Annotated in this window: 18 protein-coding genes; 9 read left to right on the forward strand and 9 right to left on the reverse strand. The window is 38.9% G+C overall.

Features of this window, described 5'->3' with window-relative positions:
- The first annotated feature begins 298 nt into the window (after nt 1-298).
- Genes BUR11_RS12280 through BUR11_RS12290 form a run of 3 tightly spaced genes read left to right on the forward strand, consistent with a single transcriptional unit; the run spans nt 299 to nt 4,720 of the window.
- Nucleotides 299-2,215, forward strand: a complete 1,917-nt coding sequence (locus BUR11_RS12280; protein ID WP_074225296.1) for an amylo-alpha-1,6-glucosidase — start codon at nt 299-301, stop codon at nt 2,213-2,215.
- A gap of 10 nt (nt 2,216-2,225) precedes the next feature.
- Entirely contained in the window at nt 2,226-3,515 is a 1,290-nt protein-coding gene (locus BUR11_RS12285; RefSeq protein WP_074225297.1) for a glycosyltransferase family 4 protein, read from the forward strand.
- Nucleotides 3,512-4,720 (forward strand): glycoside hydrolase family 57 protein, encoded by a 1,209-nt coding sequence (locus BUR11_RS12290; RefSeq protein WP_074225298.1) that lies wholly within the window; start codon nt 3,512-3,514, stop codon nt 4,718-4,720. The genes BUR11_RS12285 and BUR11_RS12290 overlap by 4 nt, the downstream gene beginning before the upstream one ends.
- Before the next feature lie 53 nt (nt 4,721-4,773).
- Here the strand turns inward: BUR11_RS12290 and panB are convergent, their stop codons facing one another.
- From panB to BUR11_RS12310, 4 genes are all read right to left on the reverse strand, one after another.
- A complete protein-coding gene (panB, locus tag BUR11_RS12295; RefSeq protein WP_074225299.1) occupies nt 4,774-5,595 on the reverse strand; it encodes a 3-methyl-2-oxobutanoate hydroxymethyltransferase in 822 nt (273 codons plus the stop codon).
- A gap of 3 nt (nt 5,596-5,598) precedes the next feature.
- Complete coding sequence (locus tag BUR11_RS12300) at nt 5,599-6,090, reverse strand: phosphoribosyltransferase family protein (RefSeq protein WP_074225300.1); 492 nt, start codon at nt 6,088-6,090, stop codon at nt 5,599-5,601.
- Nucleotides 6,091-6,151: 61 nt separating this feature from the next.
- Nucleotides 6,152-7,075 (reverse strand): ribosome small subunit-dependent GTPase A, encoded by a 924-nt coding sequence (gene rsgA, locus BUR11_RS12305; RefSeq protein ID WP_074225301.1) that lies wholly within the window; start codon nt 7,073-7,075, stop codon nt 6,152-6,154.
- Nucleotides 7,065-8,315, reverse strand: coding sequence for a 3-deoxy-D-manno-octulosonic acid transferase (locus BUR11_RS12310; RefSeq protein WP_074225302.1), 1,251 nt, complete (start codon nt 8,313-8,315; stop codon nt 7,065-7,067). The genes rsgA and BUR11_RS12310 overlap by 11 nt, the downstream gene beginning before the upstream one ends.
- Before the next feature lie 191 nt (nt 8,316-8,506).
- Here BUR11_RS12310 and BUR11_RS12315 point away from each other — a divergent pair, with 191 nt between their 5' ends.
- The 3 genes from BUR11_RS12315 to BUR11_RS12325 are packed head-to-tail and all read left to right on the forward strand — an operon-like array spanning nt 8,507 to nt 10,356.
- A complete protein-coding gene (locus BUR11_RS12315) occupies nt 8,507-8,992 on the forward strand; it encodes a low molecular weight protein-tyrosine-phosphatase (RefSeq protein ID WP_074225303.1) in 486 nt (161 codons plus the stop codon).
- Entirely contained in the window at nt 8,985-9,860 is an 876-nt protein-coding gene (locus BUR11_RS12320) for a fructosamine kinase family protein (RefSeq protein WP_074225304.1), read from the forward strand. Before BUR11_RS12315 ends, BUR11_RS12320 begins: the two co-directional genes overlap by 8 nt.
- A complete protein-coding gene (locus tag BUR11_RS12325; RefSeq protein WP_074225305.1) occupies nt 9,850-10,356 on the forward strand; it encodes a GNAT family N-acetyltransferase in 507 nt (168 codons plus the stop codon). The genes BUR11_RS12320 and BUR11_RS12325 overlap by 11 nt, the downstream gene beginning before the upstream one ends.
- 8 nt (nt 10,357-10,364) lie before the next feature.
- Here the strand turns inward: BUR11_RS12325 and BUR11_RS12330 are convergent, their stop codons facing one another.
- Nucleotides 10,365-11,483, reverse strand: coding sequence for a Gfo/Idh/MocA family protein (locus tag BUR11_RS12330; RefSeq protein ID WP_074225306.1), 1,119 nt, complete (start codon nt 11,481-11,483; stop codon nt 10,365-10,367).
- 69 nt (nt 11,484-11,552) lie between these two features.
- A complete protein-coding gene (locus BUR11_RS12335) occupies nt 11,553-12,830 on the reverse strand; it encodes an aspartate kinase (protein ID WP_074225307.1) in 1,278 nt (425 codons plus the stop codon).
- Between the two features lie 56 nt (nt 12,831-12,886).
- Here BUR11_RS12335 and fbp point away from each other — a divergent pair, with 56 nt between their 5' ends.
- Together fbp and BUR11_RS12345 are read left to right on the forward strand one after the other, a co-directional pair.
- On the forward strand, nt 12,887-13,921 hold the full coding sequence (gene fbp / locus BUR11_RS12340) for a class 1 fructose-bisphosphatase (protein ID WP_074225308.1): 1,035 nt from the start codon (nt 12,887-12,889) through the stop codon (nt 13,919-13,921).
- Between the two features lie 74 nt (nt 13,922-13,995).
- A complete protein-coding gene (locus BUR11_RS12345; RefSeq protein WP_074226114.1) occupies nt 13,996-15,171 on the forward strand; it encodes a PQQ-dependent sugar dehydrogenase in 1,176 nt (391 codons plus the stop codon).
- 69 nt (nt 15,172-15,240) lie between these two features.
- Here the strand turns inward: BUR11_RS12345 and BUR11_RS12350 are convergent, their stop codons facing one another.
- The 3 genes from BUR11_RS12350 to BUR11_RS12360 all read right to left on the reverse strand — a co-directional run bounded on the left by BUR11_RS12350 (nt 15,241) and on the right by BUR11_RS12360 (nt 18,538).
- On the reverse strand, nt 15,241-16,305 hold the full coding sequence (locus BUR11_RS12350) for an NAD(P)H-dependent glycerol-3-phosphate dehydrogenase (protein ID WP_074225309.1): 1,065 nt from the start codon (nt 16,303-16,305) through the stop codon (nt 15,241-15,243).
- Entirely contained in the window at nt 16,283-17,980 is a 1,698-nt protein-coding gene (locus BUR11_RS12355) for a 1-acyl-sn-glycerol-3-phosphate acyltransferase (RefSeq protein WP_074225310.1), read from the reverse strand. The genes BUR11_RS12350 and BUR11_RS12355 overlap by 23 nt, the downstream gene beginning before the upstream one ends.
- A gap of 78 nt (nt 17,981-18,058) precedes the next feature.
- Nucleotides 18,059-18,538 carry a DUF4199 domain-containing protein gene (locus tag BUR11_RS12360; protein ID WP_074225311.1) on the reverse strand — a complete coding sequence of 160 codons (480 nt, stop codon included), beginning with the start codon at nt 18,536-18,538 and terminating at the stop codon, nt 18,059-18,061.
- A 157-nt stretch (nt 18,539-18,695) separates the two neighbouring features.
- Here BUR11_RS12360 and BUR11_RS12365 point away from each other — a divergent pair, with 157 nt between their 5' ends.
- On the forward strand, nt 18,696-19,670 hold the full coding sequence (locus tag BUR11_RS12365; protein WP_074225312.1) for a polyprenyl synthetase family protein: 975 nt from the start codon (nt 18,696-18,698) through the stop codon (nt 19,668-19,670).
- Nucleotides 19,671-19,673 lie beyond the last annotated feature (3 nt).

The following is a 19,673-nucleotide window of genomic DNA, read 5'->3' on the forward strand; positions in this document are numbered from 1 at the left end:
TAACTGGCATAACATTTGTCCGTTCGACGTTAAACTAAACCAATTTGCTATGTTTACTTTGTTCCAATCTTATCCGAAATTCCCGGTAGTGAAGCGCACCAATGTAAGGATGACTAAAAATTACATTTCAAAATTTGAAGAATCCCTGAAAAATTTTGAAGAATTCCAAAAAGAGGGGGTTCATTCCTGATTATCTTAAAAAAAACAAAAGGTTATGGAAACATAACCTTTATTTTTTTCTATAATATTTTTCTTATGGATACAAAACTCTATTTTTAAATCTATTCAATGATTTATTATGAGTTACATCCATTTTGATAAAACCCAGCTGATTAATTTAAATTATTCTCTGGACCGTGAAATCATCAGAACCAATAGAGCTGGCACCTACACCAGTACTACCATCATAGGGTGCAATACTCGAAAATATCATGGACTTCTAGTGGTACCCCAACCTCAAATTGATTCCCAAAATCATGTCATGTTGTCTAATGTGCACGAAACAGTGATTCAGCATGGGGCAAGCTTCAATTTGGGGATCAGTAAATTTCCTGGCAATTATTCGCCCAGAGGTCATAAATATCTGGAAGATTTTGACTCCGAACCGATCCCAAAACTGACTTATCGAGTTGGTGGTGTTCTTCTTCAGAAAGAGTTGATTTTGGACACCAATAGGGATCGAGTAATGATTCGATATACCTTGTTGGACGCGCATTCTCCTACTAAGATTCGGGTGGCTCCTTTCCTTGCTTTCAGACCCTACCATAACTTGATGAAAGCAAATACTTTTATCAATAAAAAATTCAACAAAGTACCCAATGGGGTCAAATTTCAATTGTATGAAAAATATGACCCTCTCTACATGCAGCTTTCCAAAAAAGGAGAGTTTATACCTGCTCCAGATTGGTATTACAACATAGAATACATCCAGGAACGAGAACGTGGATATGACTACCAAGAGGATTTATATGTACCGGGATATTTTGAATTTGATATTACTAAGGGAGAGTCTGTAATTCTTTCTGCAGGACTGACAGAAGCTGATCCTAAGACTAGAGAAGCAGCTTTTAAAAAAGAAATTGCAAGAAGAATCCCAAGAAACAACTTTGAAAACTGTCTGAAAAATTCAGCGGGACAATTTATTAGAAAAAGAAATGGAGACACCAGGATAATAGCTGGATATCCTTGGTTTGGATGGTGGGGAAGAGACACTTTTGTCGCAGCACCTGGATTAACATTACCCTCAGGTGAATACCAGACATTTTTAGACATTATGGACAGCATGTCCAAAGACCTACATGGGCCTCTATTCCCAAATGTAGGTAGTGGAGTCATGACCAATATGAATTCCATCGATGCGCCTATGTGGTATTTCTGGTCATTGCAGCAATACGTGATTTACACCAATGACTTAAAAACCATCAAGGATCGATACTTAGGGAAGATGCAAGGAATCATTGAGGGCTATATCAATGGAACAGATTTCAATATTAAAGTTCAGGACAATGGTTTAGTATATGGTGGGGAGGAAGGGAAAGCTCTGACATGGATGGACGCTGTCACCCCTGAAGGCCCCGTTACTCCTAGAATGGGCTGCCCAGTAGAAATCCAAGCACTTTGGTACAATGCACTTTGTTTTTACCATGAACTTACAGGAGATGAAAAAATTCTTGCTCTTGCAGAAAAAACGAAAGCCTCCTTTGTAAAAGAGTTCTGGTCAGAAAAACATGGATACTTAGCAGATGTAGTTAATGGAGATCAAAAGGACTGGTCAGTTAGGCCTAATATGGTATTTGCTACCTCCCTTCCTTATACCATGCTTAGCGAATCCCAAAATGACCAGGTTCTAGAAATAGTTAAATCCAAATTACTAACCACAAGGGGGCTTAGATCTCTTTCCCCTGACGATTATTCCTATAAAGGATATTATTTTGGTGACCAAATCACAAGAGATCAAGCCTACCACAATGGCACTGTGTGGACTTGGCCTCTAGGTCATTTTGTAGAAGGATATATAAAACTTCACGGTAAATCTTCTTTTAACTTTATCAAAAAGATAATTAAAGGATTTGATGGGGTAATGACCCAATATGGTGTGGGTACAGTTGCAGAATTGTATGATGGAGACCCTCCTCACAGGCCAAAAGGGGCTATTTCGCAAGCTTGGAGTGTGGCAGAATTGCTTCGTATGATGGATTTGGTCAAAAAGATATAATCAACTTTTTATGAAAGTATTAATGTTTGGGTGGGAATTTCCACCACATATTTCTGGAGGACTTGGAACTGCTTGTTATGGTTTGGTAAAAGGTCTTTGCCACCATAATCAAGACATTATTTTTGTGGTCCCAAAGCTTTGGGGGGATGAAGAACCCATGGCTGATTTTGTAAATGCGAGTGACGTCACCATTGATTATAGAGAAAAAAGATTCAAATCAATTTGGAAGAACTTAACCTATTTAGAAGTCAGTAGTTTTTTAGTTCCTTATTTGGGTCCAGAAGAGTATAAGAAATTCACAGACTATGCCATCCATGATCGAACAGATGTAGATGAAAGTATTTTTTCCACGAAGTACGAGTTCAGTGGAAAATACGGGAAAAATCTAATGGAGGAAGTTTCCAGATATGCCTTGACAGGAGCTCAAATTGCCAGAGATAGAAGTGATTTTGAATTAATCCATGCCCACGATTGGCTATCTTTTCCTGCAGGAATTGCAGCTAAGGAAATAAGTGGTAAACCATTAGTAGCCCATGTACATGCTACCGAGTTTGATCGGTCTGGAGAATCCGTCAATCAAGTGGTCTATGATATTGAAAGAGCTGGAATGCAAGCCGCTGATCATGTGGTTGCCGTAAGTCAGCTAACCAAAAATATTATCATCAGAAAATATGGGATCCCCGCCGAAAAGGTTTCAGTATTGCACAATGCCGTGTTGGATGCCAGTATTATTGAATCCACTTTTAAGAAAAAAGTACCTGAGAAGATCGTGACTTTTTTGGGAAGGATTACTTTTCAAAAAGGCCCTGAATACTTTGTAGAAGCTGCCAAGAAAGTCATCGACCGAGATCCAAACGTTCGGTTTGTAATGGCAGGATCTGGAGATTTACTCAATAGAATGATCGATCGTGTAGCTGAATTAAGAATTGCCACCAAATTCAACTTCACAGGGTTCCTCAAAGGTAAAGATGTGGATCACATGTATGCTATCTCGGATGTATATGTCATGCCATCTGTTTCTGAGCCCTTTGGAATCTCCCCTTTGGAGGCTGTGCGACATAATACCCCAGTCATTATTTCAAAACAGTCAGGCGTAGCTGAGGTCTTGACCAATGCTATAAAAATTGACTTTTGGGATATTGATGCGATGGCCGATGCCATTTTTGCTCTTTTGCACTACAAGGGTATATCCCAAATGTTTAAAGAGCTCGGAAGTGAAGAATTGAAGAAATTAAAATGGGAACATGTAGCCGCTAAGCTTGTTACCGTATACGAAAAAACTTTATCCCAAAGATCATGAGAACTATTTGCTTTTATTTTCAAGTTCATCAACCCTTTCGCCTTAAACCTTACCGCTTTTTTGATATTGGTGAAGATCATCATTATTGGGATGATTTCAGCAATCGGTCCATTATGAGAAAAGTAGCTCAGAAGTGCTACTTACCTATGAATGCATTACTCCTTGATTTGATCCATCACTACAATGGAGCATTCAAAGTAAGTTTTTCCATTTCAGGAACGTTCATGGACCAAATGCAGGCATATGCTCCAGATGTGCTGGAAAGCTTCCAGAAACTGGTCAATACGGGTCATGTAGAACTTTTAAACGAGACATATTCCCACTCCTTAGCTTCTCTAAAAAGCAAGGATGAGTTTAAAGACTTGGTCCACAAACACCAAGCAAAAATCAAGGAGTTATTTAATGGCTATACTCCAAAGGTGTTCCGAAATACTGAATTAATCTATTCTGACGAAATTGGGGCAATGGTATCCGAATTAGGTTACGATGCCATGTTAACGGAAGGCGCCAAACATATTCTGGGATGGAAAAGCCCTAATTATGTGTATGTAAATAGCATTGAACCTAAGCTGAAAGTTTTATTGAAAAATTTCCAACTGAGTGATGACATCGCCTTCAGGTTTGGCAATAAATCTTGGGATGATTACCCATTAACTACTGAGAAATTCATCAATTGGATCAATGCGATTCCCAATGAGGAAGAAACGCTGAACCTTTTCATGGATTACGAAACCTTTGGAGAACACCAGTGGGCTGAGACAGGAATTTTTGATTTCATGAAACACCTTCCTGAGGCAGTATTTACAAAGACTAACTTTTCTTTCTCTACTCCTTCAGAAATAGCTTCAAAAATCCCACCTGTTGGCAAAATCCATGTTCCGATTCCAATCTCATGGGCAGATGAAGAACGGGATCTAACCGCTTGGCTCGGAAATGATTTACAAGACGAAGCATTCGATCGATTATATGACCTTGAAAAGTTGGTCAACACCATTGAGGATGAAGAAATAAAAAGGGACTGGAGGTATTTACAGACCTCTGACCACTTCTATTACATGTGTACCAAATTCTTCTCTGACGGAGATATACATTCCTATTTTAGCCCTTATGATTCCCCCTATGATGCATTCATCAATTACATGAATGTACTCAGTGATTTTATGATCAGACTGAAAGAAAAATCCAGCGTATCTGTAGAGGCTTAAATGCCATATAAACTAAAAAAGGCCGGATTTACCGGCCTTTCATTTTTTCAATCTTAATAACTTTCAGATTCATTGGGGAAATCCCGACTTTTTACATCCTTGATGTAATTGGTAAATGCATCCATCATAACTGATTGCAAATCCGCATATTGTCTCAAAAACCTAGGCTTAAACTCTTGGGTGATTCCTAATAAATCGTGTACCACTAACACTTGACCGTCTACATCTCCTCCTGCTCCGATTCCAATGACTGGAATTGACACTGATTCTGCTACTTTTTTAGCCAAAGAGGCAGGTATTTTTTCCAACACAATGGCAAAACATCCACATTCCTCTAACAGCTTGGCATCTTCTAGCAATTTTTGTGCTTCTGCAGATTCTTTAGCTCTGACACTATAGGTCCCAAATTTATAGATTGACTGAGGAGTTAAGCCCAAATGTCCCATGACTGGAACACCAGCACTCAAAATCCTCACTACAGATTCTTTAATCTCAGCGCCGCCTTCTACTTTAATGGCATGAGCTCCTGACTCCTTCATGATTCGAATAGCAGAACGCAAAGCCTCAGAACTATTCCCCTGATAGGATCCGAAAGGAATGTCGACCACTACAAAGGCTCTGCTGACAGCTCTCACTACAGAAGATGCATGATAGATCATCTGGTCCAAAGTGATCGGAAGGGTGGTTTCATGACCTGCCATCACATTGGAAGCGGAATCTCCCACCAGAATAATATCAATTCCTGCATCATCTACGATTTTTGCCATCGAAAAATCATAGGCAGTAAGCATAGATATTTTTTCACCACGGTTCTTCATTTCCTGAAGGATATGAGTAGTGATTCTTTTAATATTTGCTGAAGAATGAACAGACATGATTTAAAGTAAATGGACAGAATATTGGTCACCGGAAAAATCTACCTTGATGTGCTCATTAAGAGTAGTTGAGAGTTCATAACCCGTATAATCCGGCTTGATTGGAAATTGGCCATGGCTTCTATTTACCAGTACCGCTATTTCCATCTTATATAATTCTTTGTCTAGAAAAGGTTTCATCGCGTAGGCAAGTGTTTTTCCTGTATTTAACACATCGTCCACAAGGATTAATGTTTTTCCGGAAAGCTCGATCTCTTCAGACAATTCAATCTCCTCTGAATGTAAATTACTTTTATCCAAAATAACTTCTATCTCCTCAATAGTTAATGGAGAGATAGTTCGTAATTCCTGGGCTAATAAATCCGCTAAAATGGTTCCCATTCCTGTGATTCCCGCAAAAACTACTCCTGCGGAATTGAGATTTCTTTCATAAATCTCAAATGCCATCCGGGTGATTTTTTTCTTGATCTGATGATGATTGAGTACTTCGCTCATAGGATAAAATTATAATTTGAAAATTAGACCAATTCTCTAAGGTTTCAAAATTAAGATATGCTTAACGGTAGGAATCCTCCTCATTCAAGATGTTGAGATAACTCTGATATCGATAAGGATGGATATACCCTTCTTCTACTTTCTTCCGAACTACACAGCCAGGCTCGTTGATATGCCGACAATTATTGTATTTACATTCACCGAGGTATTTTCTCATCTCTGGGAAATAATGTGACAACTCATAGTCCTCTACATCCAAAATACCAAACTCCTTAATTCCAGGAGTATCAATCAAATCTCCTCCCCCCTTCACCGGAAAAAGCTCAGCGAAGGTTGTAGTATGAACACCTTTAGCGCTAAACCCCGAAATTTCCTTGGTGTCTTGTGATGCCTCAGGAACAAGCTTATTCAAAAGTGTTGATTTGCCTACGCCAGAATGCCCCGCTATCAATGTAGATTTACCTTGAAGTAAGGGATGAAATTTATCCAATAAATCTTTGTCATTTATAGCTGAAATCTCAATCACTTGGTACCCCAATGGTTCATAAATCTCATGGATATCAAGTAACCAATCTTCCGCATCCTCGCCTTCCAGAAGATCCACTTTATTCACAACCAAAATCGCCGGAATCCTAAAACTCTCAGTACTTACCAAAAATCGATCTATAAAACCTAATGAAGTCCTTGGCTTTTTCATAGTTATTACCAACATGGACTGATCCACATTACTGGCAATGATATGTGAGAAATGCTGTTTGCGTGTGGATTTACGGATCACATAATTTTCTCTAGGATGTATCGCAGAAATTATCGCTGTTTCTTGGTTTTCTTCTTTCGATAAAGTCACCCAGTCCCCCACCGCAATAGGATTCGTTAACTTCAAATCCTCCTGCTTGAACTTGCCTTTCAACCTTGCAGAAATAAATTCTGAGTCGGTTTTGACGACATACCAACTGCCTGTTGACTTTATAACTCTACCTTCCATTGAGTGGATAATTTAACAAAACCCGATTGATTATCTTTTCTGCTGCTCCTATATTGGCAGAAACCCAGTGATTCGAGGCTTCTTTCGCTTTCTGGTAAAACTCCTCTACTTGCAATTCCTCAAATACTTTTTTTAGGTCCTCCGCATTTTTTACTTCAAAACCACAGCCTTCATTCACACTTTGCTCTGATTCAGGGAATTTCGAGGTGTTTTTCAATGATCCGAAAAGTACAGGAATTCCAAACCCCAATGGTTCTAGAATATTATGCAGTCCTTTTCCAAAAGCTCCTCCCACATAAGCAAAATCTCCATACTGATACAAAGAAGAAAGCATCCCAATATTATCGATAAACAACACCTGCTTTCCTTCAAAATCCTTAGTCTCAGAATACTTGGTGGAAGGAAGTTGAATTGAATTCGCCCAAGCAGCCATAGGCTCAGGAGACAAATCATGAGGTGCTATGATCCATAAATAATCTTTTACCTGATTCATAAGTGGAATGAGGATTTCCATATCCTCTTCCCAAACTGATCCCAATACCATGACTTTTTTATCTTGGGCCCAAGATTCGATTTCAGGGAAAGTCTTTGGAGAGCGGGCAGTTTCCACCACTCGGTCAAATCTTGTATCCCCTGCCAAAATCCCATTTGAATACCCTATGTGCTCTAAAAGGTCCAGACTAGCTTGATTTTGAGTAAATATTTGATCCAGTTTGAATAATATGCTTCTAAAGAAACCATCTGACTTGAAATACTTTTGAGTTGGCCTGAATGAAGCTGAAAAAAGAATGATAGGCACCTTTTTCTGGGACAAAGCCAAAATATGATGATACCATAGGTCATATTTTACAAAAAAAGCAATACTCGGATTTAAGATGCTTACAAATTCAAAAGCCCATGATTTTCTATCTAAGGAAATATAAGTGATGTAATCTACATGAGCCTGAGATTTCCTAATCGCAATATCGTATCCCGATGGACTGAAGAAACTTACCAAAATAAATAGAGAAGGTTTTTCTTGCTTTAATTTGGCTATTACCGGCTTTGCCTGTTCATATTCTCCTAAGGACGCAACATGAAACCAAGCCAAATCTCCGGGATTTTTCGATCTGAAATTTTGCAGATTCTTATGCAGACCCTTTCGCCCTTTTAAAAAATGGTTAATCTTTGCACTAAATAAGCCAACTAAAGGCAATAAATAGGTTATCAGTGCGATCGCTATTCTATACAGCAAATTCATTTGCCAAAAGTAGCCAAACGCTATGACATCTTTAGCATGACTAACCAAGGGTTTGAATTAATCCATTAAAAATGCTTTTATTTTTATTTCGACTTAAAAAAATAAAAATTCTCACGTGCATTTAACCTTAAAATTAAGTACTTTCAAAAGCATCTGTTTTTTAAAAAAAAATCGGTCGGAGTAATTGAGATATGATTAGAGTTTTATTCGTTTGTTTAGGTAATATTTGTAGGTCGCCCTTGGCGGAAGCTATTTTTGATGCGAAAATCAAAGAAGCGAATCTTCCCACGACTTTTAAATCGGATAGTGCTGGCACATCAGATTTTCATATTGGAGAGCTTCCAGATGAACGAACCATATTGATTGGAAAAAAATATGGGCTCCCTATCAACCATAGAGGAAGACAAGTCAACAGAACGGATTTCAGGGATTTTGATTACATCCTTGCCATGGATGATAACAATCTCAGGAACTTAAACAATATGAAAGTTAGGTTTGGATATCCTGACAAAGAGGTTCATCTCATGAGAGATTTTGTCCCAGGGTCCGAGGGTAAGTCTGTTCCAGACCCTTATTATGGGGGTGAGGAAGGCTTCGAAGAAATCTATAAAATTTTAGATAAAGCAATCGATAAGTTCCTTGAGAAAGTAATAGAGACACATCAACTCTATGTATGATTTGAATGATATCTATGAAAAAGTACTTTATCAAAGCCTGGGTCCACAGGTAAAATTAAAATCAGCCTCTTTGGTTGCGGCAGGTAACCACAACCAAGGAATACGCATTGAAACCAACGATGGAAACTTCTTTCTCAAATTAAACTTTGACCATGAGAAAGATATCCTCCACAAAGAATCTCAAGGGCTAGATTACTTAAGAAAAAACACATTTCTTCAAATTCCTGAAACATTTGGTTGTGGAAGGGTTGGAGACTATAATTTTTTATTATCTGAATTCATCCCCTCTGGTAGATATCAATTAGATTACTGGGAAACTCTGGGCTTTGGATTGGCTGATTTACACTTAAAAACAAGTAAATCATTTGGACTCTCAGAGGACAATTATATCGCCACCTTAAATCAAAGAAATCTACAAACTTCCAGTTGGGTAGACTTTTACATTGAACAACGATTAGAACCCTTACTAGGCAAAGCCTATTTTGACAGGTTAATCCCTTTGGATTTTTTAAAAAAATTCCAATCGATATACCAGGTGATAGAAAAAATCATCCCCCCCGAAAAACCTTCTTTACTCCATGGAGATTTATGGTCAGGGAATGTATTATGTAACCCGGAAGGTCAACCTTGCTTGATTGATCCTGCCGTTTATTTCGGTCATAGGGAAATGGACATCGCCTTTAGCAGACTTTTTGGAGGATTTGATTCTCGATTTTATCAATCCTATGAATCCATTATACCATTGGAACCTGATTTTGAAGCCAGAATGGGCATTTATAATTTATATCCTTTGCTTGTTCATTTGAACCTATTCGGGACAGCCTATCTCCCCGGAATTGAAAGAATCATATTGAGATATGTCCGTTGAAAATGAGACAAAGGTTCGATTTGCCTTAGAAAGAGACCTTCAGGCAATCTTGGAAATCAACAACCATGAAATCAAGCATTCCACAGTCAATTATGACTATGCCCCCAAAACCTTAGAATTCCAAAACTACTGGTTCCAAGAAAAAGCTAAAGCAGGGTTTCCTATTCTGGTTGCAGAACGAGAAAACCAAATTGTAGGCTTCGCGACCTACGGTACCTTTAGGCCAAAACCAGGATATCAATTTACTGTAGAGCATTCCGTATATATCCATCCCCAATTTAGAGGAAAAGGAATAGGGTATTCATTGATGAAAGAATTGATTTCCCACGCCAAAGAAAAAGGGTTTCACCTCATGGTTGGTGGAATAGATGCAAGCAACCTTAATAGTCTTCATTTCCACAGGAAATTAGGCTTTCAGGAAGTTGGAAGATTTAAAGAAGTAGGCTGGAAATTTGATCAATGGCTGGACTTAATATTTGTGCAGCGACCACTTTAAGCAATTTTTTAGACCAAAGAAATTTTCCTTCCCTCTTTTACTGCTTTATAAATTGCATCAATAATCACCATGTCTTTCAAGCCCTCCTCTCCATCAACTGGAACCAAAGGCTTTTTCCCATCCAGAATGATCGCGGCCATTTCATCCATTTGGGTGGTTTGATGCGTGACATGCGGATGGTTCAAAGGACCTTTGTGGGTTCTACCTTCAATTGGACCATAGCCTGTAGAAGGTTGCATTTCTGCAAAACCATTTAAGCCATTCAGGAAGAACTTATCCAAATTATTCATGCTATAAGTAGATAGACAAGACGCTACAGCACCTCCTGGGAAACCTAACTGAAATTGAATCGTTTCGTCTACCCCCTCTTTAAATTTCTCAGGATTATTTTTGGTCTCTTGAGCAGTTACCCAAATAGGTTCTTCTCCTATCATATACCTTGCTCCATTAATGGAGTATATCCCAATATCCATCATAGCTCCTCCCCCTGACAGCTCATAATTGAGTCTCCACTGGGTAGGATCACCTATAATAAAACCACTAAGTCCCTGAAAAAACAAGATTTTTCCAAATTCCCCATTCATCCTCATTTTAATCACTTCTTGGGTTTTGGCCTCAAAATGCATCCTATATCCAATCAGTAATTTTACTCCAGCAGCCTTACATGCATCCACCATTTCCTTTGCTTCAGAGGCATTCACTGCCATTGGTTTTTCACAAATCACATGTTTACCTGCATTTGCCACTCCAATCGCATGTTCCTTATGGAGTCCATTGGGAGTAATTACATAAACTGCATCAATATCCGGATTATCCTTAATTTGGGAATAGGTCTCATAATTGTAGCAGTTTTTTGCAGGAATATTGTACTCTTCTTGCCAAGCTTCAATTTTGGAAGGAGTTCCACTGATTACTCCAACTAATTTTGCCCTTTTACAATCTTTCATTGCACGGGCAACACGACTGCCATAACTGCCTAATCCCATGATGGCTACTCTTAAGGGTTTTTCGTCCATTGCATTCATGTTTAATTCTTCATTTGCTCCCAATAGAGGAGAAAAAGGTGAAAGGTTCAAAGCTAAAGCTGATATGCCTGCCTTTTGTAAGAAAATTCTTCTGGTTTTCATAGAAATCTGAGGTGGGGGTTATCTTGTTTTTGAAAATACTCAAAATCAGACAAAAGAACCTGATAAAGGCTAATTTTCCACCTTTTTTCTCCTCACTACCTGAATGGTATTCCGGGTACTTTGTTCAAGTAGGACTTCATATCCTTCCAAATGCTCCGCGATAGAAATTTGTCCTGGATGCAAAATCGTGAGTAATTCCAGCCCCTCATTATACCTGATTTCAAAAAAGGGCTTCAGGTTGGTCAACAATTTCTCGAGCATAAACAGCTGAGAATCCATCACCAAAGAAATACTGATCGCAGAAATCTGCAGCATATTCACCCTAAGTTTTAATGCTCTTAACTGCTCATACACCTGATGAATCTGTTTCTCCTCAATAAAAGTAAAATCTGTCACCTTAAAACTTACCAAGAGCTGCTTCTCTTTTACAATGTAAGTGGGAACTTGAACTGTATGTTCGGTTTGATGAATTTTGGTACCATCAGAATCAGGCTTCAAAAATGATTTGACAAAAAGCGGGATCCCAGCGATCGCCAAAGGCTTGATCGTCTTCGGGTGGATTACCGAAGCTCCATAATAGGTCATTTCCGCAGCTTCTTCATATCCGATTTCCTGAAACAATACCGTATCGGAATACCTCTTTGGGTCAGCATTCAGCACACCTGGCACATCTTTCCAAATAGTAACTGACTGAGCATTTAAGGAAGTCGCTAAAATTGCTGCAGAAAAATCGGACCCTTCCCTCCCTAAGGTAGTAGGAAGGTTTTGCTCATTAGATCCAATAAACCCCTGCGTCACGATTGGATAGGTTTCCAACAAAGGTCTCAGTTGGCTTTGACAAAAAGCCTTCGTCAAAGACCAATTAATTTTTGCAAAACGAAAGTCACTGTTGGTTTTGATGAATTCCCGTGCATCTTTCCATAAAGTAATCATTCCTTCTAAACAGAGATACTCCATTACAATTCTAGAAGACAATAGTTCTCCATACCCTATTACCGAATCGTAATATTCATCATAAATCTCCTTGTTCAGGTCAAATTCAAGCCTTTTCTCCAATGCGATAAACAGATTTTCTAACAATAAAAAAATCCGGTGTCCGTTTGGAAATAGTTCAGAACAAATCTGAAAATGAAATTCTTTTATTTTTGCACTATTCAAAGAATAGTCATTTCCGGAGAGTTTCAATTCCAATATAGATTCCAACGCATTCGTTGTTTTACCCATGGCAGAAACAACAATCACCATATTTCTTCGCAATCGATTACGGAGAATTTCAGCCAAATTTTTGATTGCATCAGCATCTTTGACTGAGGCTCCTCCAAATTTATAAACAACCATTTTTGCCATGAATATTTATTTCTAATTTAGTATATGTCAAATCCATTTTTGTACTTTTCTAACACATGAAAATTTCATCATACCAGCCTGATCAAAGCGGCTTAGCTTACTCAGTAGGCACCACACTAGACCGATTTATTAAATTAAAACAAAGCGACTTTCCATTTGCTTCTGGAGAACTTTCCCAGCTATTGAGAGATATCGCTTTAGCCTCAAAGATCGTCAACAGAGAGACCAATCGAGCTGGACTTTCCAACATTGGAGGTGCTTTTGGCCAAACCAATGTACAAGGTGAAGAACAACAGAAACTCGATGTCATTGCCAATATTAGATTTATCCGTGCATTAAGTAAAGGTGGCGAAGTCTGTGCCATAGTTTCCGAAGAAGAGGACGCAGTGATAGATTTAAATAATAAATCCGGAAAATATGTTGTAGCGATCGATCCTTTAGACGGTAGCTCCAATATTGATGTCAATATTAGCATCGGGACTATTTTTTCCATCTATCGGAGAAAAACCCCTGTTGGAAGCCCTATTCTAGAGGAAGACATCATGCAGCAAGGAACCGAACAGGTAGCTTCTGGATATGTTCTTTATGGTTCATCCACCATGCTAGTTTATACTACTGGATTTGGAGTCAATGGATTTACCTACGAGCACTCACTTGGGGAGTTCTTTCTTTCTCATCCGATGATAAAAGCTCCTGAATCAGGATCTATTTACTCCATCAATGAAGGAACGCAGGAAGATTGGAATCCAGGGATAAAGGAGTACATCGATGATTGTAAGGTGAAAAAATATTCGGCACGATACATCGGTAGTCTAGTAGCAGATTTTCACCGAAACTTGTTGAAAGGAGGAATTTATATCTATCCTGCCACCAAAAAGAATCCAAATGGAAAATTACGGTTAATGTATGAAGCCAATGCTCTTGCATTCATCGCCGAACAGGCAGGAGCCGTGGCTACAGATGGAAATAAACGAATCCTTGAAATTCAACCTACTAGCCTCCACCAAAGAACTCCTTTGTTGATCGGATCCAAAAACATGGTAGCTGAAGCCTTGCAATTTTCCAACAAAACTGAATTTTCGACCAATTAAAGCAAACCTACATCCTGAAATCCATTTTAAGATAAACTTATCTTATCTTCATGGTTCAAAATAAGACTTACTCTATGATCCTATCAAAATCATTTACCCAAATAAGCGCCCTAGCCTTCGGTACTGCTTTACTTTTTTCCTGCGAACAAAAAGCCACAGTATCGGAAGAAGCGCCTGCTGAACCAATTGATGAAACGTATGCGGTACAGTCAGAGAAATTATTATTCAACGTAGACACGCTTTACACAGAATTTGAAAATCCTTGGGGCATGACCTGGTTAAGTGACGGCACTATGTTGGTCACTGAAAAAAGAGGGGAAATCCTGGTTTTCAAAGACGACCAATTTACAGGAGGAAAAATCCAAGGTCTTCCTGAGGTATCCACTAAAGGACAAGGCGGATTGCTGGATATTCAAGCTCATCCAAATTACGGTGAAAACGGATGGATATATATTAGCTATGCGAAACCAATAACAGAAGAGGAAAGCACTACTGCAATTATGAGGTTTAGGCTTGACGGATATAATGCAGTAGATCAAGAAGAATTAACCCAGTCCCAACCTGCTATGAAAGGTGGCAATCATTATGGAAGCAGAATAGTTTTTGACAATGATGGATATTTATTTTATTCAAGTGGTGACCGGTTTAATCCCGCTATGAATGCTCAAGAGTTAACTAACTCTCACGGAAAAATCCACAGGATTCATGATGATGGTAGAATTCCTGAGGACAATCCTTTTGTAGACAGCCCTGGAGCAATTCCTACTATCTGGTCCTACGGAAGCAGAAATCCACAAGGACTCTATTTTGACAAAGAAAATAACAGACTTTGGGAATCAGAGCATGGCCCAATGGGAGGTGATGAATTAAACCTGATCGAAAAAGGTAAAAACTATGGCTGGCCGGTGATCTCTTATGGCAAAAACTATGACGGTACCACGCTTACAGAAATCACTGAAAAAGAAGGGATGGAACAGCCAGTTACTTACTATGTTCCCTCTATTGCAACTGCGGGCATTACCATGGTAACTTCAGACAAATATCCAGCTTGGAAAGGCGATATTTTGATAGGAGCATTAGCGAAAATGCATATCAATCGAGTGGATATGGATGGGGACAAAGCTCTTTCTCAAGAAATCATGCTTCAAGACATAGGAAGAGTAAGACAGGTAAAAGAAAGTCCTGATGGTTATCTTTATGCTGTTACTGAAGGGACAGGCCTAATGGTAAAAATCATCCCTATCAGATAATACCTGAAAACCATTTTCAAAAAGGCTTCTGAAAGTTATTTTCAGAAGCCTTTTTCATTTTTGGGTTCATCAAACAAAGTCAATATCCACATTAAAGGGGTACTTCATCAAAAACTGAAGTGCTTCTTTAATATCATAATTTTCAAACAAAACCCGATATAGGTATTCGGTGATTGGCGCTCTTAAATCCGCGGTTTCCAAGAATGCTTTTATCACGCGAATGGTATTGACACCCTCTGCAACCTCATCCATGCTCGCAAGGATTTCATCCAACTTTTCCCCATTTGCCAGTCTAAATCCGACGGTAAAATTTCTTGAATTAACTGAATTACAAGTCGTAACCAAATCCCCTATTCCTGCCAATCCAATCACAGATTTGACACTACCTCCAAGTGCATTGCTGAGATGAACCATCTCCACCATACCCCTTGAAATGAGTAGTCCCTTGGCATTTTCTCCCAGGTTTAAACCTGCTAATGCACCAGCAGCTATGGCAATGATGTTTTTCAAGACCCCACTTAACTCCACTCCAATAATATCAGAATTTCCATACACCTGGAATTTCTCAGAGCGCAACAAACTTTGCCCTTCCAAAATCACCTCATTGTATTTACTCGCAATGACTGTAGCCGCAGGTAAACTTTGCGTCAATTCCTTAGAAAGATTTGGACCAGCCAAACAACCCACTCTCACAACCACTGTCTCTTGCAAGATCACTTCGCTCATGGTCAGGATTTGAGACCTTTTTATTTTTTTAACTGAATCCAAAGTCTGCCCTTTTTCCAAATTTAGACAGAGCCCTTTGGTACCATGAATCACTAAATGGTATGGAAAAAGATGTGGAGCAAAGGATTGGACTACATCTTGAAATCCAGAGGAAGAAATCATCAAAAACAACACCTCACAAGCTTCACAGATTTCTTTTGGACTACTAGTACCTTTGATTTTGGGATTAAGTGTTTTTCCTTGTGCCGAATGAAGGGAGTTTATTTCATGAACTACTTCCTCTTTTCTAGCATAAACCATTACTTGGTTTTTTTCTGCCAGCATATTGGCTATCACAGTACCGAAGCTTCCCACTCCGATTACCCCTATACATTTTTCTTGAGGTTTAGAAGAGTTTTTCGAGACCATAGCCGGTTAATCTATTATGATAAAAATAAAGTAAGCTCATATCCTCTGTAACAATATCGCCTTTGGAATCCCTAATTAAAGGTCGCTTGGCATGGTACATCCCCACATTATCCAACCCATGCGATATGATTTCATCCATATCATCCTGAAGATGGGGAGCCACATTAATCAATCCTTGACTTTTCAGCTCATACACCCGGTCCATCACCCGATGACAATTGACTTTAAACTCCTCATAAGGAATCGCAATATCCTCTTCTGGTAAACGGATTAAATCAAACAAATCCAGTTTTTTGTTGGAATCCTTAATCATTTCAAAGGCTGTAAAAGCCACTAAATGGGAACTGAAGACGCGGTTGATTTTATGAAATTCTTCCACGATTCTTCTACCAAGCATATTGGCATACTCCTCTTCCCGCTGATGATCTACAGTTACCTCGCCGTCAGAAACAAAATAATCCCGGGTATTGATCTTCCTCCCTTTTTTGTCTAGGCTATCTCCATTTTCATCCACATAGTTACCTAGCACGTCCATCGCTTTTCCAATAGAAACAGAGATATCCGAACCTTTGGTAAAGAACTTGAAGAGGAATTTTGAAATTTTATAAGAGTTGGAAAACTCATCGTTTTCCTTGTAATACCGTTCTTGGCCCGTAATACTCAAATAATCCCGGATCAAGCTTGGAGCTTCCAAAACAAAATGGTAATTGATCGTGACTGGAACGATGAACACTTTACCGGAAATATCATTTTTCTGATCTTGGAAATTGGCTCTTTGCGCTTCAATCGCCGTGCTTAGCAACCCGAGTTTCAAACGCGATTCAATCATCCCACTTCTAGACCTTGTTCCCCCAGGAAAGAATAGACTATGGCATCCAAACTTAATCGCTTCTTTCGAATAGGTCTTTAAGGTCTCCAGATACAATAAATTCTTTTTCCGCCGGTCCACTTTATAAGCTCCAAGGGAGTCCATAAAATAGGCAAAAATAGAAATATTGAACAGGTTCAATCCAGCACCATAAATAAAGGGAGGCAAGCCCAGAACTGAAATAGTCCAACCGATGAGAATACTATCCAAGTTGCTGAAATGGGTAGGAACCATCACAACGGTTCCTTTGGTCGCCAAGTCTCTCAATTGGTCTGTTTCCCCAGTGATTTGAATTTTATCCTGAAGGGTATATTGGTTACTAAAAATGGATTTAAAGCCTTTTACTCGTGCTGCATTTAGCAATCTTGAAAACCCAAATGTCACCACACTTCGGGTAAACTTATAGTGGGTATGTTTGAAATTACTTGCTATTTCTTCAGCATAACGGGAGGTGATTCTATTTAAAATTGATTTATAACCCTGAAGCTTTTTATCTTTAGAAAGATCTGTAGAGGTATTGATTTGAAGTAAGGATGCTTTTACCTCTCCCCAAAAAGACCCTTCATCATCCGGATCAACAACCCATGGGTTTTGTTTAATCCGCAACTTCTCTCTATACAGAGTTGTTTCCAACTCCTCTTTTAGAATATCAGGGTTTTGGTCGGCAAGATCCAGAATCCTATCCTCGGCCAAATCTGAAACTTTCTTGACAAACTCTTTACGTTCCCTAGCCAGTTTGACTACCGGCCACTCATTCTTACTGGGAATGATTGGATCGTACTTATGTTTTAGATATTTCTCCTCCAAGTGGAATTCAATTTTAAAAACGCTTCAAAGATAACAAAAGCCTTTAGCTTCAACCCCACTTACTTGATCATCTCCTCACTACTTCTTGGATTTTATAAAAATAGCCACAATTGCTGAGGTGATTACCCCCATGATTAAGGCTCCTATGGTAGCTTGAACTATATAACTTTGAAGATTAAACCAATCTTCGGCCTCTTGTTGGGTCAACTCACCTGAGCTTACCGAGTATTTGATAACATTCGTAAAGTAATCAGGGGTAATGTATTCTAAAGTAATATATTGCGCAAAAGGCGTCAGCACCATAATGATCAAGGAAACAATTAAGCCAGATAAGAATGCCTGTAGATACGTAATATTTCCTCTGTAATAACTTTTCTTTTTATCACGCAAAGCAAATACAAATACTAAAATGGCTGGGATCGCAAAAAAATTCGTGAATACAGCGTGCTGATCAATATGCTCATCATGCCAGCCCAAAGATTTTTCAAGGACCATCCAGGCCAAAGACATGAGAACGAAAATAATCGCCCACTTAATTTCAATGCTTATGTTTTTCATAACAGATAGGATAAAGAGAAGTTATAGCAGTAGTTCAATCTATACAAAATACAAAAAAGTCGAAAAAGTAATACAATCTTCATGAATCTTGGCCTATGCTAAGCATAATCCTTGTCCATGAAAGAAAGGGTATTAATTTTACGACACAATTTACCGGATGAAAGCAGACCTCAAGCAAATACAAGTTCCCATCGAAGCCGAAATGGCAGAATTCGAACAGAAGTTTCGAGGGCTTATGAAAAGTAAGGTCAAACTTCTTGACCATATCATGAATTACATCGTGAAGCGCAAAGGAAAACAGATGCGCCCAATGTTTGTATTTCTAACAGCCGGAGTCACAGGAAACATCAATGAGTCTACCCACCGAGGTGCTGCTTTGATTGAACTTTTGCATACTGCTACCCTAGTTCATGATGACGTGGTAGATGATGCCAATTACCGAAGAGGCTTTTTCTCTGTCAACGCCTTATGGAAGAATAAAATTGCCGTGCTCGTGGGAGATTACTTACTTTCAAGAGGGCTTCTTTTGAGTGTAGACAATGAAGACTTCCATCTTTTGAAAATAGTTTCCAATACAGTTAAGGAAATGTCAGAAGGTGAGCTCCTCCAAATTGCGAAAGCACGAAAACTTGATATTACGGAGGAGGTGTATTATCAAATCATCCGACAAAAAACTGCAAGTCTCATCGCATCCTGCTGTGCAGTGGGAGCATCCAGCAATCAGAGCGACCCACAGACCATCGAAAAAATGAGAAATTTCGGAGAAAAAGTGGGAATGGCGTTTCAAATCAAAGATGACCTTTTTGATTATGGTGAGGATGAAATCGGAAAACCAGTAGGCATAGACATCAAAGAAAAGAAGATGACTTTACCTTTAATTTTTGCATTGAATCAAAGTGACTGGTTGGAAAAAAGAAGGATCATCAGCTTAATCAGAAACCGAAGTGAGGATAAAAAAGCGGTGAATGAAGTGATCCAATATGTCAAGCAAAGCGGTGGATTGGAATATGCCAAAAAGATCATGAATCAATTTTACCAAGAAGCTTTGGACATCTTGAATTCATTCCCTGATTCTGCATACAAAACTTCCTTGGCCAATCTAGTCAGTTATACTATTGAGAGAAAAAAATAATGA

Origin of the sequence: Algoriphagus halophilus, assembly GCF_900129785.1 — a bacterium.
Lineage (GTDB): Bacteria > Bacteroidota > Bacteroidia > Cytophagales > Cyclobacteriaceae > Algoriphagus > Algoriphagus halophilus.

What these genes read in the sequence shown, in the direction of transcription:
- BUR11_RS12280 (WP_074225296.1), top strand. Translation starts at nt 299, where the DNA reads ATGAGTTACATCCATTTTGATAAAACCCAGCTGATTAATTTAAATTAT.
- BUR11_RS12285 (WP_074225297.1), top strand. Translation starts at nt 2,226, where the DNA reads ATGAAAGTATTAATGTTTGGGTGGGAATTTCCACCACATATTTCTGGA.
- BUR11_RS12290 (WP_074225298.1), top strand. Translation starts at nt 3,512, where the DNA reads ATGAGAACTATTTGCTTTTATTTTCAAGTTCATCAACCCTTTCGCCTT.
- panB (WP_074225299.1), bottom strand. Translation starts at nt 5,595, where the DNA reads ATGTCTGTTCATTCTTCAGCAAATATTAAAAGAATCACTACTCATATC.
- BUR11_RS12300 (WP_074225300.1), bottom strand. Translation starts at nt 6,090, where the DNA reads ATGAGCGAAGTACTCAATCATCATCAGATCAAGAAAAAAATCACCCGG.
- rsgA (WP_074225301.1), bottom strand. Translation starts at nt 7,075, where the DNA reads ATGGAAGGTAGAGTTATAAAGTCAACAGGCAGTTGGTATGTCGTCAAA.
- BUR11_RS12310 (WP_074225302.1), bottom strand. Translation starts at nt 8,315, where the DNA reads ATGAATTTGCTGTATAGAATAGCGATCGCACTGATAACCTATTTATTG.
- BUR11_RS12315 (WP_074225303.1), top strand. Translation starts at nt 8,507, where the DNA reads ATGATTAGAGTTTTATTCGTTTGTTTAGGTAATATTTGTAGGTCGCCC.
- BUR11_RS12320 (WP_074225304.1), top strand. Translation starts at nt 8,985, where the DNA reads ATGTATGATTTGAATGATATCTATGAAAAAGTACTTTATCAAAGCCTG.
- BUR11_RS12325 (WP_074225305.1), top strand. Translation starts at nt 9,850, where the DNA reads ATGTCCGTTGAAAATGAGACAAAGGTTCGATTTGCCTTAGAAAGAGAC.
- BUR11_RS12330 (WP_074225306.1), bottom strand. Translation starts at nt 11,483, where the DNA reads ATGAAAACCAGAAGAATTTTCTTACAAAAGGCAGGCATATCAGCTTTA.
- BUR11_RS12335 (WP_074225307.1), bottom strand. Translation starts at nt 12,830, where the DNA reads ATGGCAAAAATGGTTGTTTATAAATTTGGAGGAGCCTCAGTCAAAGAT.
- fbp (WP_074225308.1), top strand. Translation starts at nt 12,887, where the DNA reads ATGAAAATTTCATCATACCAGCCTGATCAAAGCGGCTTAGCTTACTCA.
- BUR11_RS12345 (WP_074226114.1), top strand. Translation starts at nt 13,996, where the DNA reads ATGATCCTATCAAAATCATTTACCCAAATAAGCGCCCTAGCCTTCGGT.
- BUR11_RS12350 (WP_074225309.1), bottom strand. Translation starts at nt 16,305, where the DNA reads ATGGTCTCGAAAAACTCTTCTAAACCTCAAGAAAAATGTATAGGGGTA.
- BUR11_RS12360 (WP_074225311.1), bottom strand. Translation starts at nt 18,538, where the DNA reads ATGAAAAACATAAGCATTGAAATTAAGTGGGCGATTATTTTCGTTCTC.
- BUR11_RS12365 (WP_074225312.1), top strand. Translation starts at nt 18,696, where the DNA reads ATGAAAGCAGACCTCAAGCAAATACAAGTTCCCATCGAAGCCGAAATG.